The organism is Yersinia sp. 1652 StPb PI, assembly GCF_041538345.1.
GTDB classification, from domain to species: Bacteria; Pseudomonadota; Gammaproteobacteria; order Enterobacterales; family Enterobacteriaceae; genus Yersinia; species Yersinia enterocolitica_E.
In genome coordinates this window covers 415,287-429,374 of record NZ_JAULSM010000002.1, presented here as the reverse complement: position 1 = coordinate 429,374, position 14,088 = coordinate 415,287, and the positions used below count along the sequence as shown (strand labels likewise).

Genomic DNA, 14,088 nt, shown 5'->3' with positions numbered 1-14,088 from the left:
GGGCGAGTTTACTTGCCCCTTATTCATTAAGCGTTAGTGTAACGCGCTCGCTCTGGTAGCCAGCGCTCAATCAATGCGCGTGCATGTTCAGGATATTGCTGGTGCAGATGGCGAGCTACCCGTTGGACTTCGGGAATCATCGCCTGATCGCGCAGTAAATCAGCCACTTTGAACTCCGCGCTTCCAGTTTGCCGTGTCCCCAACAATTCGCCCGGTCCACGGATTTCTAAATCCCGCTGGGCAATGACAAAGCCATCATTACTATCACGCAACACTTGTAAACGCATTTGGGCGGTTTTACTCAACGGCGTTTTATAGAGTAATACACAATGAGAGGCGACAGCACCACGGCCGACACGGCCTCGTAACTGATGTAATTGCGCTAACCCCAAGCGTTCCGGGTTATCGATTATCATCAGGCTGGCGTTAGGCACATCGACCCCAACCTCGATCACTGTGGTTGCCACCAATAGCTGCAACTCACCCTGTTTAAATGCCTGCATAACTGCCTGTTTTTCTGGTCCTTTCATGCGCCCATGAACTAAACCGACTTTAATTTCCGGCAAAGCAATTTTCAGTTCTTCACAAGTTACTTCGGCGGCCTGCGCTTCCAGGACTTCAGATTCCTCAATCAGTGTGCAGACCCAATAAGCTTGCCGACCCTCTTCCAGACAGGCATTCTTAACTCGCTGGATAACATCACTGCGGCGGGTATCAGGGATTGCCACTGTAGTCACCGGTGTTCTACCTGGGGGAAGCTCATCAATCACTGAGGTATCAAGATCTGCATAGGCAGTCATGGCCAGCGTTCTTGGAATTGGGGTCGCGGTCATAATAAGTTGATGTGGATGGAAACCTTGCTCCTCACCCTTTTCCCATAAAGCGAGCCGTTGATGAACACCAAAACGATGTTGTTCATCAATAATAACCAGCGCCAGTCCAGAGAACTGCACCTGTTCTTGAAACATCGCATGGGTGCCAACAACCATTGCAACCTGACCGCTGGCGACCGCTTCTTGCTGCGCTATACGGGCTTTACCTTTTTGCTTGCCAGCCAGCCAGCCCACTTGCAGCCCCAACGGTTCTAGCCATTGGCGGAAAGTGGAGGCATGTTGTTCTGCCAGTAATTCGGTGGGTGCCATCAAAGCAACCTGCTTGCCGTGAGCAATTGCCCGTAGCGCGGCCAGGGCTGCAACCAATGTTTTTCCTGAGCCAACGTCCCCTTGAATCAATCGCATCATCGGGAAGTTATGGGTCATATCCTGCTCAATCTCCGCCACTACTCGTTGCTGGGCATGCGTGGGGGTGAAAGGTAGCGCGGCCAGAAAACGTTGTTTGAGTTGTTGCTCTGCCAATAGCGGTAATGCCCGATAGCTTTGCGCGCCGGCCCGGACAGCCAACATACTGAGGTTATGAGCGACTAGCTCTTCCATGATCAGCCGCTGCTGTGCAGGATGCTTGCCTTGATCTAAATCAGCCAACTGAATATTTGCTGGTGGGCGATGCAGGGTATGAATAGCTTCTGGCAAGCTAATGAGTGAGCGGCTTAACTCAATCGGCAATAATTCGGCAATAACACAAGTATCCAGCATCGCCAGCGCTTGATCGATAAGTTTGCGCAAGGTCGCCTGACGAATCCCTTCGGTGGTGGGATAAACGGGTGTCAGGGACTCTTGTAATTCAACGCCAATGTTCTCGCCATGCACCCGATATTCAGGGTGAATGATTTCCGCCCCGGTATTGCCCCGTTTGACTTCGCCGTAGGCGATAACATGCTTGCCCGGAGACAAACTGTTTTTCATCGCAGCGTTGAAGTTAAAGAAACGCAGAGTGAGAACACCACTACCGTCGCTGATTTGGCAGGTCATCATGCGGCGGCGGCCAAAGGTGATATCAGAACGTAGAACCTCGCCCTCAACATTAACCGAGAGACCAGGCATTAAATCGCCAATACGATACAGGCGAGTACGATCTTCATAACGCAGTGGGAGATGAAGCAGTAGGTCTTGGATGGTTTCCAACCCCATTTTAGCCAGTTTCCCAGCCTGACTTGCACCAACACCGGAAAGTGTACTGAGGGGTACTGCATCCAGCAGGCGGCCTTTCATTTAAGACTCCGTGGCTTGCATGGCAGACCACCATTGTGCATCGGCAATAACCTGACCCTGCTCATCAATATGCGGTTGAGGTAGCCCTTTCCGTTTGGCGACTTGTGCCAATACCGGATAGCCCCCCTCAAACAGTAACCGTTGCTGCTCATCTTCGGGCAAGACACTTTTTGCTCGCTGATACATACCTGCATTTTGCCGCTGCCGTTGGGCTTCATATAAAATCAACGCAGACGCGACAGAAACATTGAGTGATTGCACCATGCCGATCATCGGAATAATGATGTCTTGGTCCGCGAGTGCTAACGCTTCCTCAGATATACCAGTCTTCTCCTGTCCCATCAAAATACAGGTTGGGCGGGTATAGTCTATTTCACGAAAATCGACAGCATTATCAGACAGATGCGTTGCCAGAACTTGCATGTTCTGTGATTTCAGATGAGCAATGGCATCGCTAATATGGGTGTGTGTTTTGACTTGTACCCAACTGTTGCTGCCGGCCGCGGAAGAGAGTCGTGTATACATCTGAGTCGTTGGCCAAATTGCATGTACTTGATGGATACCGACAGCATCAGCTGTACGAATGATAGCGGATACATTATGAGGTTTATGTACTTGCTCCAGGCAAACCGTTAGGTCCGGCTGCCTGGTAGCCAGCATTTCACAAATCCGCGCATAGCGTTGAGGATTCATAGGCGTTAGTTACGATTACGGCTGACTTTAACCACATCTGGCATGATACGAATCTTACGCATTATGTTAGCCAGATGGACCCTGTCACGGGTAGTCAGGCGAATAAAGGCACTGTATACCCGGCCATCTTTCTCTTCAGTATTCAGGCTCTGAATATTAGATTCGGCTGCATTGATTGCCGCAGTCAGATTTGCCAAAGCACCTTGCTGATTGAACATATCGACTTTAATTTCAGCAATGAACTCTTGTTCAGTCTCTTGATCCCACTCAACCGCCATAAATTTCTCAGGCTCTTTCTGGTAGCCACGGATATTACGGCAAGACTCATGATGGATAACCAAACCTTTGCCTGGGCTGATATGAGCAATAATCGGGTCACCGGGGATAGGACGGCAGCACTTGGCAAAGGTAATTAGGACGCCATCGGCACCCTTGATTGCCAGATTACGGGTGCCAGAGGTCGCCAGCGTTGATAGGTCACCCAACAGGTTTTTGGCCACTACCACACTCATCGCATTACCCAAGCCAATTTCTGCTAGCAAATCATCTAGCGTCGCCAGTTTCATACGGTCCAGTTCATGCTTGATATTATCTTCAGAAATATCAGACAGTTTTCGACCATTTCCTAACGCATGATTCAGTAACCGGCGGCCAAGGCTCACCGATTCATCACGTTTCAGGTTTTTCAGCAACTGGCGAATTTTGGCTCGCGCTTTCGAGCTGACAACAAAGTTCAGCCAGGCCGCATTTGGCCGAGCACCCGGAGCGGTAATAATCTCAACGGTCTGGCCACTGTTCAGTGACTGAGAAAGCGGGTAGGGCTGACGGTCAACACGCGCACCTACACAGGCATGGCCAATATCGGTATGCACAGCATAGGCAAAGTCGACAGGTGTCGCACCGGCAGGTAATTCAACGATGCGCCCTTCTGGGGTGAAAACGTAAATCTCATCAGGGAATAAATCAGATTTTACGCTTTCAATAAATTCAAATGAGCTGCCTGCACTTTGCTGTAACTCCAGCAAGCTTTGCATCCAGCGCTGAGCGCGAATTTGTGCGGTGGTGCCAGACTCACCCTGCTCTTTATAAGCCCAGTGTGCAGCAACCCCCATTTCGGCCATCTGATCCATATCTTCAGTACGAATCTGTACCTCGACCGGAACCCCATGAGGGCCGATTAATGAGGTATGTAACGATTGATAGCCGTTAGCCTTAGGGATGGCAATATAGTCTTTCACTCTACCGGGGCGTGGCTTATACAGGCTGTGAGCCTGACCCAACACGCGGTAGCAAGTATCGACTTCTTTGACGATAACCCGAAAAGCATAGATATCCATGATGGAGTGAAAGCGCTGCTCTTTCAGGTTCATTTTGCAATAAATGGAATAGAGATGCTTTTCACGACCACTGACTCGGCAAGGAATACCGGCCTCAGTCAGACGCCCTTCAATCTCCGCCAAGATTTTCTGAATCATCTCTTTGCGGTTACCACGTGCGGCTTTCACCACTTCTTTAATTACGCGATAGCGATTGGGGTAGAGCGCTTCAAAACCCAGCTCTTCCAACTCGGTTTTTAAATGATGGATACCCAGCCGATGGGCCAGTGGGCTATATATTTCAAGGGTTTCACGTGCAATGCGGCGACGTTTATCTGGGCGTAAGGAACCCAGCGTTCGCATGTTATGTGTGCGGTCAGCCAGTTTGATCAAAATAACGCGGATATCCTGCACCATCGCCATGATCATTTTGCGGAAGTTTTCCGCCTGAGCTTCTTTCTTGTCACGAAAATTCAGTTTATCGAGTTTAGAAACACCCTCGACCAACTCGGCTACGCTTTTCCCAAACAACTGCTCCATATCTTGATATGTAGCAGGAGTATCTTCAATGACGTCATGTAATAACGCCGCCATTAAGGTTTCGTAATCGAGCCGCATCTCCGCGAGAATACAGGCCACAGCAACAGGATGAGTGATATAAGGCTCACCACTGGAGCGTGTCTGACCCTCGTGAGCATCACGTGCAACAAGATATGCCTGTTTGAGGCGCTTAATCTGCTCCTCTGGCAGGTAACGTTGAATCAGCAGATTCAGGCTTTCAAACAGGTACAAGGCAGACTCGCTGTCTAATTAACGACGACCTTCAGCAATCGCGGTTACCGCTTGGATCTCTGCGGCTTCCTGCTCTTGCTGTTCTTGGCGTTCACGAACATCGAGAATCTGATTAGTAATCAGGCCTTCTTCAATCTCGCGTAGCGCAATCACAGTAACTTTATCGTTTTCTTCTGGAACCAGTGCGTCTTTACCGCCGGACTGGATTTGACGTGCCCGACGAGCAGCGACCAACACCAGGTCAAAACGGTTACCAATTTTCTCTACAGCGTCTTGAACAGTTACGCGTGCCATAATTCTGCTACTCCACAGGTGACGAAATGACGGGGCATGATACTGAAACTCGGTTCAGTCTGCCAATAATTTGGTGATTAAAGCGTCATGCCGCTGTTTCTGGCGGCCTAAACGCAGTCGTTCTGCGCGAATAATGGTTTTCAGATCAGATAAAGCCAGATTGAAATCATCATTTACGATTAAATAATCATATTCAGCGTAATGGGTCATCTCGGCGACAGCTTGCGCCATTCGCTTAGCGATAACCTCTTCGCTATCTTGCCCACGGCCTCGCAAGCGGCGATCCAATTCTTCCTTGGAAGGCGGCAAAATAAAAATACTGCGTGCAGTGGGCATTTTTGCGCGAATTTGCTGCGCACCTTGCCAGTCGATATCTAAAAATACATCGACACCGGTTGCAAGAACCTGCTCAATCGCCAAACGTGAGGTGCCATAGTAATTTTCAAATACTTTGGCATGCTCAAGGAAAGCATCGTCATCAATCATCTGGCAAAACTCTTCTTTAGAAATGAAGAAGTAATGTTCACCGTGATTCTCACCCGGACGTATTGCACGCGTGGTATGGGAAATAGAAACCTGCGTGTCGTACAGCGGTTGTGTTTTTAACAAAGCCTGAATCAGGCTTGATTTCCCTGCCCCACTGGGCGCGGAAACGATGTATAGCGTGCCTTGGACCATGATGACGTTTCAGTTGATTAGGTTGATATACCCTTCTTACTTGACGTTGCAACGGCGCTAGCAGCCCTCTATCCAAAATCACTGACTTTAGTCAGCACATCAGGATTTGCTCGCTTGCTACCTATCCGCAACACCAATTACTTTGGGTGTATATAGAAAGCAGAAGTGTGAATCTCCGCACAGTATACACGGCTGCTACGCGTCATGCAGCGTTACAACACATTTCACCTGAATGTTTCGTCTGTAAACAGCTCGATTTTCTGATTTTGCGGCGAAGATTGCGTAATTTTCATTTGTTGCTGTAAGCAGAAAACTATTTTTCGGTAGCGCCCGCATTTAATTTTTTTGGTCTTCGACGGATAAGACATTTCAGGTTTTACTTCCGGCCACCAAGGAAAGGGACTGATGAGCATGCTGAATTTAAAAATATTTGTTCTGTTGATAGTCAGTTTTATACATTGGTCCTCCAGAGCGGAAGCTATCTGCCCTGAATGGCCGCCAGAAAGAATGTCGGTTGAAATTAACTCACTCAAGAAACAACTGGATAAGTGGAATGTGGCTTACCATCAGCAAGGTATTAGCGTGCTTGCCGATGATGTTTACGATCAATTGCAGGAAAAATTGCAGTTATGGCAGTCATGCCATTTATTGCCGGACAAACAGGAAAACCGACTTACTCCTGGTAATGGGAAGTTTCTTCATCCGGTTGCGCATACCGGACTAAAAAAACTTAAAAATGAAGCTGCACTGGCTGATTGGATGGTGGGGCGGAAAAATCTCTGGGTGCAGCCCAAAATAGATGGTGTTGCAGTAACACTGGTGTATCAGGATGGAAAACTGATGCAACTTCTCAGTCGAGGAAATGGTTTGAAAGGCCAGAACTGGACTGACAAAGCACCATTTATTACTGCTATTCCTCAATATATTGCTACCGCGCCTCCCTGGTTAACGCTGCAAGGGGAGCTATTCCTACAAATGGACGACCATCAACAAGCATCGTCTGGTAGTGTCAATGCCAGGGCGACAGTTGCTGGTGCACTTATGCGTAAGTCTCCAGCGGCATTACTACCCCAATTGGGCATTTTTATATGGGCATGGCCTGATGGACCAAGCAGCATGGTGGAGAAAGGGACACTATTGCAAGCGATGGGCTTCCCCTTGACCGCTAAATACAGCAAACCAATAGTATCAAGTCGCGATGTTGCACACTTTCGCAAACACTGGTTGCAAACACCGCTGCCTTTTGTAACTGATGGCGTTGTTATCCGACAGGAACAGGAGCCAGCCGGACGCTACTGGCAGGCCGTTCCGGGGCACTGGGTTGTGGCGTGGAAATACCCACCACAACAGCAAGTTGCTGAAATTAAAGATATACATTTCACGATAGGCCGCACTGGTAGAGTGACAGTCGTTTTACAGGTTTCACCGGTAAAAATTGATGACAAATGGATTAGGCGAGTGAATGTTGGCTCGGTCGCGCGTTGGCGGCAGTGGGATATTACATCTGGCGATCAAATCGTTATTGCACTGGCCGGGCATGGTATTCCACGGTTGGATAGTGTTGTTTGGCGGGTAAGCCAACGGCAGACGTTCACTCCTCCAGCAGAGGATCAATTTCATCAATTGAGCTGTTTTCGCCTTATCCCTCCTGAATGTGAGCCGCAACTTCTCTCTCGTTTGACATGGCTTAGTGGCCCAAAAGGACTAGATATACAAAGTGTTAGTAGTGGATATTGGCGAGAGCTGATCCATCATGGGCTGATCAATGATTTGGTGGGGTGGCTATCCCTCACTAAAGACCAAATAGCGGGTGTTCCTGGTATAGGGATAGCCCGTGCTGAAAATATTTATCAGCAATTTCAAAGCACAAGGGAAAAACCCTTTTCCCAATGGCTACTGGCATTGGGTTTTGCGCGGGGTACACTTGTCAATTCTCAATGGCGGTCACTACAACAACGCAGTATCGCCGAGTGGAGTTTAATACCGGGTATTGGGCCAATTCGAGCAAAACAGATTACTCATTTCTTACACCACCCAGAGGTGCAAGCTATGGCTGACTTTTTATCGCAACAGAACATTAGCGGGTTCCAACTTGAGGAGTAAACCTTCACGTACCTGACTTAATGCTCTGAATGCTCATATTTGAAGATTGGCAGGCCCAGCCGGAATCGTAATGCTAACAGTCGTGCACTTAGCCCGGTGACGAGTGTAATGATAACAACCCAATTATGTGACAGTTGTGTGTATTGCAGAGCAATGTAGATCCAGGCGGCAGCGAATGAGATACCAGCATAGATTTCTTTCTGGAATACCAAGGGGATACTGTTACAGAACATATCGCGCAGGACGCCGCCAAAAACGCCGGTAATGACGGCCGCAATGGCGGCAATTATCGTACTGTGGCCCATATCAAGAGCGATTTGTGCCCCAATAATAGAGAAAACGATCAGCCCAATTGCATCAAGCACCAAAAACAAATGGCGTAAATGCTTCATTAGTGGCGCCATCCAAGTTGTGACGATTGCAGCAACGGCCACAATAACAATGTATTCCGGGTGTTTAACCCAACCCAGCGGATAATGGCCCAGCAGCATATCTCGGACTGAACCACCACCAATTGCCGTTGCAGATGCAATAATAATGACACCAAACATATCCATTTGACGGCGGCCTGCAGCCAGTGCCCCGGTCATGGCTTCAGCTGTAATACCAATAATATAAAGAACACTGAGTAGCATAATGAATCAAATTTCTTAAGGGCAGTAAAGGCCGCAGAGTAGTGACTAAGGCTGGTTGTCGCGACTGAGATTTTCTAAGTCATATATTTAAGATTACTTTAACTAATCAATTTATTAATTATATATCTAATAAATATAAATAAAAAAAGAATTTGTTAATAATTAAGCATGAATAATTGTAGGGTAAAAATGGCAGGTTAAAACTCTGAGAGAGTACATCAGTACGCTTGTATGATCCTCTTGCGTGATTGCAGAGTCATTCAGGGGATGGTAGTTTTTATCTTTTATTTCAGTGAGATTTGTTCATGGACAATCGTGTTAATCCGTTGCGTTATCGTGGGGCATTGTTTGCCGGTATGGTTGCTATCGGGGTATTACTGAGCGGTTGTGTTGATAGCGCTGGTCATGCAAACACAGTAGCGGTGAAAGTTGTACCTCCGGCCTGTATTAAAGGTGAGTCAATGACACAAACCACACTCTACTTCGGTTTGAATCGGCCTCATGGCCCCGCTATTTCTATCACTGAATGGCAGTCTTTTGTCGATAATGATGTGACTAGCCGCTTCAATGAAGGCTTGACCGTAATCGATGCCAAGGGGCAATGGTTAGGAAATAATGGGAAAGTTGCCAAAGAAAGCAGTAAGGCATTAGTCCTTATTCATAAAGATGGCAAAGAAGACGCCATTGAAGCTCTGCGCTCCCGCTATAAACAGCAGTTTTCACAAGAATCTGTCATGCGAGTTGATACTACTGTGTGCGTAGATTTCTAACATTCATTTCAAGCCTTTTATCTCCAATTTACGAGAGATAAAAGGCTGATAGTCCTATTTTTGGCTTAGAATGAAAGCTTACCTTATTACAAAATAAGTCCTGCAACGGCGGCAGAAAGTAAACTGACCAAGGTTGAACCATAGACTAATTTTAATCCGAATCGTGAAACGATATTCCCTTGTTGCTCATTCAGCCCTTTGATGGCACCAGCAACAATACCAATTGAGGCAAAGTTAGCAAAAGATACTAAAAAGACAGAAAGAATGCCTAAGCCACGTGGAGACATTTCGGCTGCTACTTTCTTTAATTCAATCATGGCAACGAACTCATTTGCCACCAGTTTGGTAGCCATAATACTCCCCGCCTGTAACGCATCCTGAGTAGGAATGCCAATCAGCAGAGCAAGTGGATAAAATAGATATCCCAGCACTTCCTGGAAACTGATGTTGAATAAGCTACTAAATAAAGCATTAATAGCAGAAATTATGGCAATAAACCCGATTAACATCGCGGCTATAATCATAGCGATTTTAAAACCAGCCAGAATATATTCCCCCAACATCTCAAAAAAACTTTGGTCTTCATGAAGTTTGTTTAGCTTTAATTCGGGTTCTTCAGTAACAGGGTAAGGATTAATAATAGAAAGAACAATAAAAGTACTAAACATATTCAATATTAATGCAGTTACTACAAATTTTGGCTCAAGCATAGTCATATAAGCGCTTACAATCGACATGGACACTGTTGACATCGCCGTTGCTGCCATGGTGTACATTCTACGTGGTGATATATCAGCAATAATCCCTTTGTAAGCAATAAAATTCTCTGATTGTCCCAAAATCAATGTACTTACGGCATTGAAAGACTCCAGTTTCCCCATGCCATTTACTTTGGATAACAACGTGCCCACCACCCGTATGATGAGTGGCAATATGCGAAAGTGCTGTAAAATCCCAATCAGTGCAGAAACGAAAATGATCGGGCAAAGAACGTTCATGAATATAAATGCTAAGCCTTGTTCGTTCATTCCGCCAAAAACAAAACTAGTACCGACTGAGGCAAATTTCATCAGTGTTTCGAATAATCCAGCAAAATACTTTATCGCACCCAGGCCATTTTCTGAGTGTAAAAAGAAATAAGCCAGTGCAATTTCTAAAACCAATAACTGAAAAATATAGCGCAGTCTAATATTTTTTCGGTCACGACTGGCTAACAACGCCAGTATTGCAATAGTCATCAATGCTAAAAGAAAGTGCAGAATTTGCAGCATAAAAAATCCGTCAGGGATAAAGTTCAGCCAGTATTTTATCCATAATGGCAGGCTTTTTTCATCTGAAATTCTATCGCCTTGGCAATATATATTCTATTTAGCGCCTTAACACAGCTCTAAACATGCGTATTGTTAAAATTTTTACTGCTTTTCTCATCATTTATCCATTGGGTGACTCACTATTTATCTGCCAGCTTAAGTTGCCATCACTCCGGCAAGTTTAGCGCTTCCTCAAGGAGGATACGGCAGAAATAGCACTATTTGTGTTTAACTAACTCATTGGATGGAATATGAATATGATTAATCTTCCTAGCTGCCGCCCTTTTACTGAGGCTGGCCACTTATCTCAAATATCGGCCTATTACGAAGAAGAGCGTAATACCATGTGGATGTTGTTGCGCGCTCATCCGCGCCCTTGTTTTAATCTGGAATTAATTGAAAATATTATGACACTCGCGCAAGCCGCTAAAGAATCAAAGTTACCTTTTGATTTTTGGGTGACAGGTTCGGTGGTGCCCAATATGTTTAATGTAGGGGGGGACTTAAACTTTTTCGCGCATATGATCAAAAACCGCAAACGAGAAGCGTTAATGGCATATGCGCGTGCATGCGTAGATTGTGTTCATGCGGCTTCCCGTGGCTTTGATACTGGTGCTATCTCTATTGCGATGATTGAGGGCAGCGCGTTAGGTGGCGGCTTTGAGGCAGCATTAGCCCATCATTTTGTTCTGGCACAAACTACAGCCAGAATGGGATTCCCAGAAATTGCATTTAATCTATTTCCTGGTATGGGGGGGTATTCGCTTGTTGCCAGAAAAGCAGGAATGAGGGTAGCTGAACAATTGATTTGGACGGGTGAGTCTCATGCAGCGGAATGGTATGAGAGTCGTGGCTTAGTTGATAAGTTATTTCAGCCGGGAGATGCTTATCTTGCTACTCGCACCTTTATAGATACGATCAGGCCGAAGTTAAATGGTATGAGAGCGATGATTAGGGTCCGGCAACGTGTTTTACAATTAACGCGTTCAGAACTGATGGATATCACTGAGGATTGGGTTGATTCTGCATTTTCTATTGAGCCGAAAGATATTGCCTATATCGAACGGTTGGTTACGTTACAAGACCGGCATACTTCGGCAATGCCAAAAGCAATATAACGTTATGCACCTAATCCAATGAAAGGTGAGGGTGTTGTGTTACCAGCCAATGCTCCAGTTCATCTGCGGGCATTGGTTTGGCGTAAAGAAATCCCTGCTTTTCATCAATGCCAATAGAATCCAGGAATTCTTCTTCCCCTTTAGTTTCCACACCTTCGGCAATCACCCGCATTTTAAGTGCCTCAGCGACAACGATAATGGCTTTAACCAGAGATTGTGAAATAGGATTATTATCAATATCACGAACAAAACTTTGATCCAATTTAATGGCATCAATAGGGATACGGGCCAATTGAGAAAGTGAAGAATAGCCAGTGCCGAAGTCATCCAAATGAACCTGAGCACCCAAGTGACGTAGTTGTTTCATGATATTGATGGCTGCATCTTCATCATCAATTAAGCAACTTTCGGTTAATTCAACATCAACCAAACTTGATTCTAATTCGCTGGATTCAAGAGACTCAATAAAACTGGTTACGATAGCTTCATCAATTAATTGCCTGGCGGACACATTGACCGCCACCCGCAAGTTAATTCCACGTTTTTTCCAATCTACCGCTTGTTGCATTGAGGTTTGCAGTACCCATTTTCCCAATGGTCCGATCAACCCGGATTCTTCGGCATAGGAGATAAATTCAAGTGGGGCGATTAAACCACGCTCAGGTGATAACCATCGGACTAATGCTTCGACACTATGAACTTTACCCGTTTTGGCAGATATCTTGGGTTGGTAAAAAACTTGTAATTGATGTTGTTCTAAACCCTTACGTAAATTGGTATCTAGCCAGACGTATTCAGATACTTTCTTATTCATCTCTTGTGAAAAAATCGAATAGGTCTGTTTTCCATGTTCTTTTGCGGTGTACATGGCAGTATCTGCGCTACGGATAATATTCTCTAGTGTATCGCCATGTTCAGGGCACAGTGCTATCCCGATAGAGCACCCGGTATATACTTCAATCAATCCTACCCGGAAGGGCAATTTCATGCGGTTGAGAATACGCTGTGTAGTTGCCTCCAGTAAGCTCATCGAGGCATTCTCGACCAGAACAATAAACTCATCACCGCCTAACCGGGCAAGCATTTCACTTTCACCCAAACAACTTAAAATGGCGAGTGAGACATCTTTCAGTAAGCGATCACCAAACATATGACCGTAATGGTCGTTCACTTTTTTAAAATTATCGAGATCGAGGTAAATAATCCCCACCGAAGAATCACCACGAGTTAGGATCGCGCTATTAATGCGTTCATGAATAGCGTGGCGATTAGGCAGGCCAGTAATCATGTCGGTATTAGCCAAAATCCGCAAACGCTCTTGAGCACGCCTTTCTTTAGTAATATCGGTACCAGAACAGATAAGGTAACGCTCGTTTTTGCCACTGCCACTGTGAACAAACTTATTGCGGAATAAAAAGAGACGTTTTCCTTTTACGGTATTAACCCAACGCTCAACTTCGTAAGATGCACCGCGCTGGAAGAAGCCCTCAATATTTTTACGTGATGAGGCTCCCTCTTTGGCTGTCATAAACAAGTCGTAAACATTTTTACCAATGACATCTTGTTCTTTTTTACCAGTATATTCTTCGCTAAGGTGATTGAAACGCTGTACATAACCATCTTTATCGAGAATCACAATGACTGAGTTAGCCTCAGAAACCACTTGTTCTGCAAAGGAAAGCCCCATTACTAAATCGCGCGCTACTGATTCAGTATCCGCGTACGCAGAAGCAGTTCCGCCCCATTCTTTGTCATTAACTTTACGGCCCACCAGATGTAAATGAAGTGGGTTACCATAAATCTCGATTTCAATATCTAAACTGGCAGTAATGCCGGTTAAGCCCCGAATTTTCATTGTTTGAACTGAATTAAGGGGAATAGCAATATTTGTAGTCCCTTTAATCGCTGACAACTCTAAAGCTTGACTATCAAAAGCCAGTCGCCAAAAAGGACTATGGGTACCAAAATAGGTATCAAGGATCGATGTGTTTTGGTCTTCGAACATACGCGATCCCCTAAAAGTGTATATGTGTCTTTTACTTACCTAAGCCAGAAAATTTAAGCAACGCTATTTCTGGCTTACCCTGTGATGGTGGTAATTCTGGCCCTTATAAAACGACCCTGTCTAGCCCGACCAACCAATAAAGTATATGTGTAATTTCTTCATACCTGATATTAGATAGTAGTCATAAACATATTAAATGCCCTTTCTGCTCTCAAATTGTGGCATAAGAAGAAAGGTAAGCATGGAAAAAATAAAAAAACATCATA

General features: G+C 45.6%; 11 protein-coding genes. 3 read left to right on the top strand and 8 right to left on the bottom strand.

The features are described from left to right. Positions 1-26: 26 nt before the first annotated feature. From recG to gmk, 5 genes are read right to left on the bottom strand one after another with little or no spacing between them, the layout of a single operon-like run. On the bottom strand, positions 27-2,108 hold the full coding sequence (recG, locus tag Q2T71_RS18590; protein ID WP_372560152.1) for an ATP-dependent DNA helicase RecG: 2,082 nt from the start codon (positions 2,106-2,108) through the stop codon (positions 27-29). After that, the gene (gene trmH, locus Q2T71_RS18585) at positions 2,109-2,801 is read right to left on the bottom strand and encodes a tRNA (guanosine(18)-2'-O)-methyltransferase TrmH (protein WP_083161659.1); all 693 of its coding nucleotides are present in this window, start codon (positions 2,799-2,801) and stop codon (positions 2,109-2,111) included. A gap of 5 nt (positions 2,802-2,806) precedes the next feature. Further along, the gene (gene spoT, locus Q2T71_RS18580) at positions 2,807-4,909 is read right to left on the bottom strand and encodes a bifunctional GTP diphosphokinase/guanosine-3',5'-bis pyrophosphate 3'-pyrophosphohydrolase (protein ID WP_083161661.1); all 2,103 of its coding nucleotides are present in this window, start codon (positions 4,907-4,909) and stop codon (positions 2,807-2,809) included. A gap of 18 nt (positions 4,910-4,927) precedes the next feature. After that, a complete protein-coding gene (gene rpoZ / locus Q2T71_RS18575) occupies positions 4,928-5,203 on the bottom strand; it encodes a DNA-directed RNA polymerase subunit omega (protein WP_004392061.1) in 276 nt (91 codons plus the stop codon). Positions 5,204-5,257: 54 nt separating this feature from the next. After that, positions 5,258-5,881 carry a guanylate kinase gene (gmk, locus tag Q2T71_RS18570; RefSeq protein ID WP_005191120.1) on the bottom strand — a complete coding sequence of 208 codons (624 nt, stop codon included), beginning with the start codon at positions 5,879-5,881 and terminating at the stop codon, positions 5,258-5,260. Positions 5,882-6,286: 405 nt separating this feature from the next. Here gmk and ligB point away from each other — a divergent pair, with 405 nt between their 5' ends. After that, a complete protein-coding gene (gene ligB / locus Q2T71_RS18565; RefSeq protein ID WP_372560151.1) occupies positions 6,287-7,984 on the top strand; it encodes an NAD-dependent DNA ligase LigB in 1,698 nt (565 codons plus the stop codon). 17 nt (positions 7,985-8,001) lie between these two features. On the opposite strand, the gene Q2T71_RS18560 is transcribed toward ligB, so the two are convergent. Beyond that, the gene (locus Q2T71_RS18560; RefSeq protein ID WP_372560150.1) at positions 8,002-8,619 is read right to left on the bottom strand and encodes a trimeric intracellular cation channel family protein; all 618 of its coding nucleotides are present in this window, start codon (positions 8,617-8,619) and stop codon (positions 8,002-8,004) included. A gap of 305 nt (positions 8,620-8,924) precedes the next feature. On the opposite strand from Q2T71_RS18560, the gene Q2T71_RS18555 reads away from it, so the two are divergent. After that, the gene (locus Q2T71_RS18555; RefSeq protein WP_372560149.1) at positions 8,925-9,389 is read left to right on the top strand and encodes a DUF3574 domain-containing protein; all 465 of its coding nucleotides are present in this window, start codon (positions 8,925-8,927) and stop codon (positions 9,387-9,389) included. An 86-nt stretch (positions 9,390-9,475) separates the two neighbouring features. Here Q2T71_RS18555 and Q2T71_RS18550 read toward each other — a convergent pair whose 3' ends face one another. After that, the gene (locus Q2T71_RS18550) at positions 9,476-10,660 is read right to left on the bottom strand and encodes a NupC/NupG family nucleoside CNT transporter (protein ID WP_083161668.1); all 1,185 of its coding nucleotides are present in this window, start codon (positions 10,658-10,660) and stop codon (positions 9,476-9,478) included. Positions 10,661-10,950: 290 nt separating this feature from the next. On the opposite strand from Q2T71_RS18550, the gene Q2T71_RS18545 reads away from it, so the two are divergent. Beyond that, positions 10,951-11,817 (top strand): crotonase/enoyl-CoA hydratase family protein, encoded by an 867-nt coding sequence (locus tag Q2T71_RS18545; RefSeq protein ID WP_102970503.1) that lies wholly within the window; start codon positions 10,951-10,953, stop codon positions 11,815-11,817. A gap of 10 nt (positions 11,818-11,827) precedes the next feature. Here Q2T71_RS18545 and pdeR read toward each other — a convergent pair whose 3' ends face one another. Then, positions 11,828-13,822, bottom strand: a complete 1,995-nt coding sequence (gene pdeR / locus Q2T71_RS18540) for a cyclic di-GMP phosphodiesterase (protein ID WP_372560148.1) — start codon at positions 13,820-13,822, stop codon at positions 11,828-11,830. Positions 13,823-14,088: the final 266 nt, after the last annotated feature.

Bases quoted from the DNA above. Each gene is read 5' to 3' on its own strand.
- Q2T71_RS18555 (WP_372560149.1), top strand. From the start codon at position 8,925: ATGGACAATCGTGTTAATCCGTTGCGTTATCGTGGGGCATTGTTTGCC.
- Q2T71_RS18550 (WP_083161668.1), bottom strand. From the start codon at position 10,660: ATGCTGCAAATTCTGCACTTTCTTTTAGCATTGATGACTATTGCAATA.
- recG (WP_372560152.1), bottom strand. From the start codon at position 2,108: ATGAAAGGCCGCCTGCTGGATGCAGTACCCCTCAGTACACTTTCCGGT.
- gmk (WP_005191120.1), bottom strand. From the start codon at position 5,881: ATGGTCCAAGGCACGCTATACATCGTTTCCGCGCCCAGTGGGGCAGGG.
- Q2T71_RS18545 (WP_102970503.1), top strand. From the start codon at position 10,951: ATGAATATGATTAATCTTCCTAGCTGCCGCCCTTTTACTGAGGCTGGC.
- rpoZ (WP_004392061.1), bottom strand. From the start codon at position 5,203: ATGGCACGCGTAACTGTTCAAGACGCTGTAGAGAAAATTGGTAACCGT.
- trmH (WP_083161659.1), bottom strand. From the start codon at position 2,801: ATGAATCCTCAACGCTATGCGCGGATTTGTGAAATGCTGGCTACCAGG.
- Q2T71_RS18560 (WP_372560150.1), bottom strand. From the start codon at position 8,619: ATGCTACTCAGTGTTCTTTATATTATTGGTATTACAGCTGAAGCCATG.
- ligB (WP_372560151.1), top strand. From the start codon at position 6,287: ATGAGCATGCTGAATTTAAAAATATTTGTTCTGTTGATAGTCAGTTTT.
- pdeR (WP_372560148.1), bottom strand. From the start codon at position 13,822: ATGTTCGAAGACCAAAACACATCGATCCTTGATACCTATTTTGGTACC.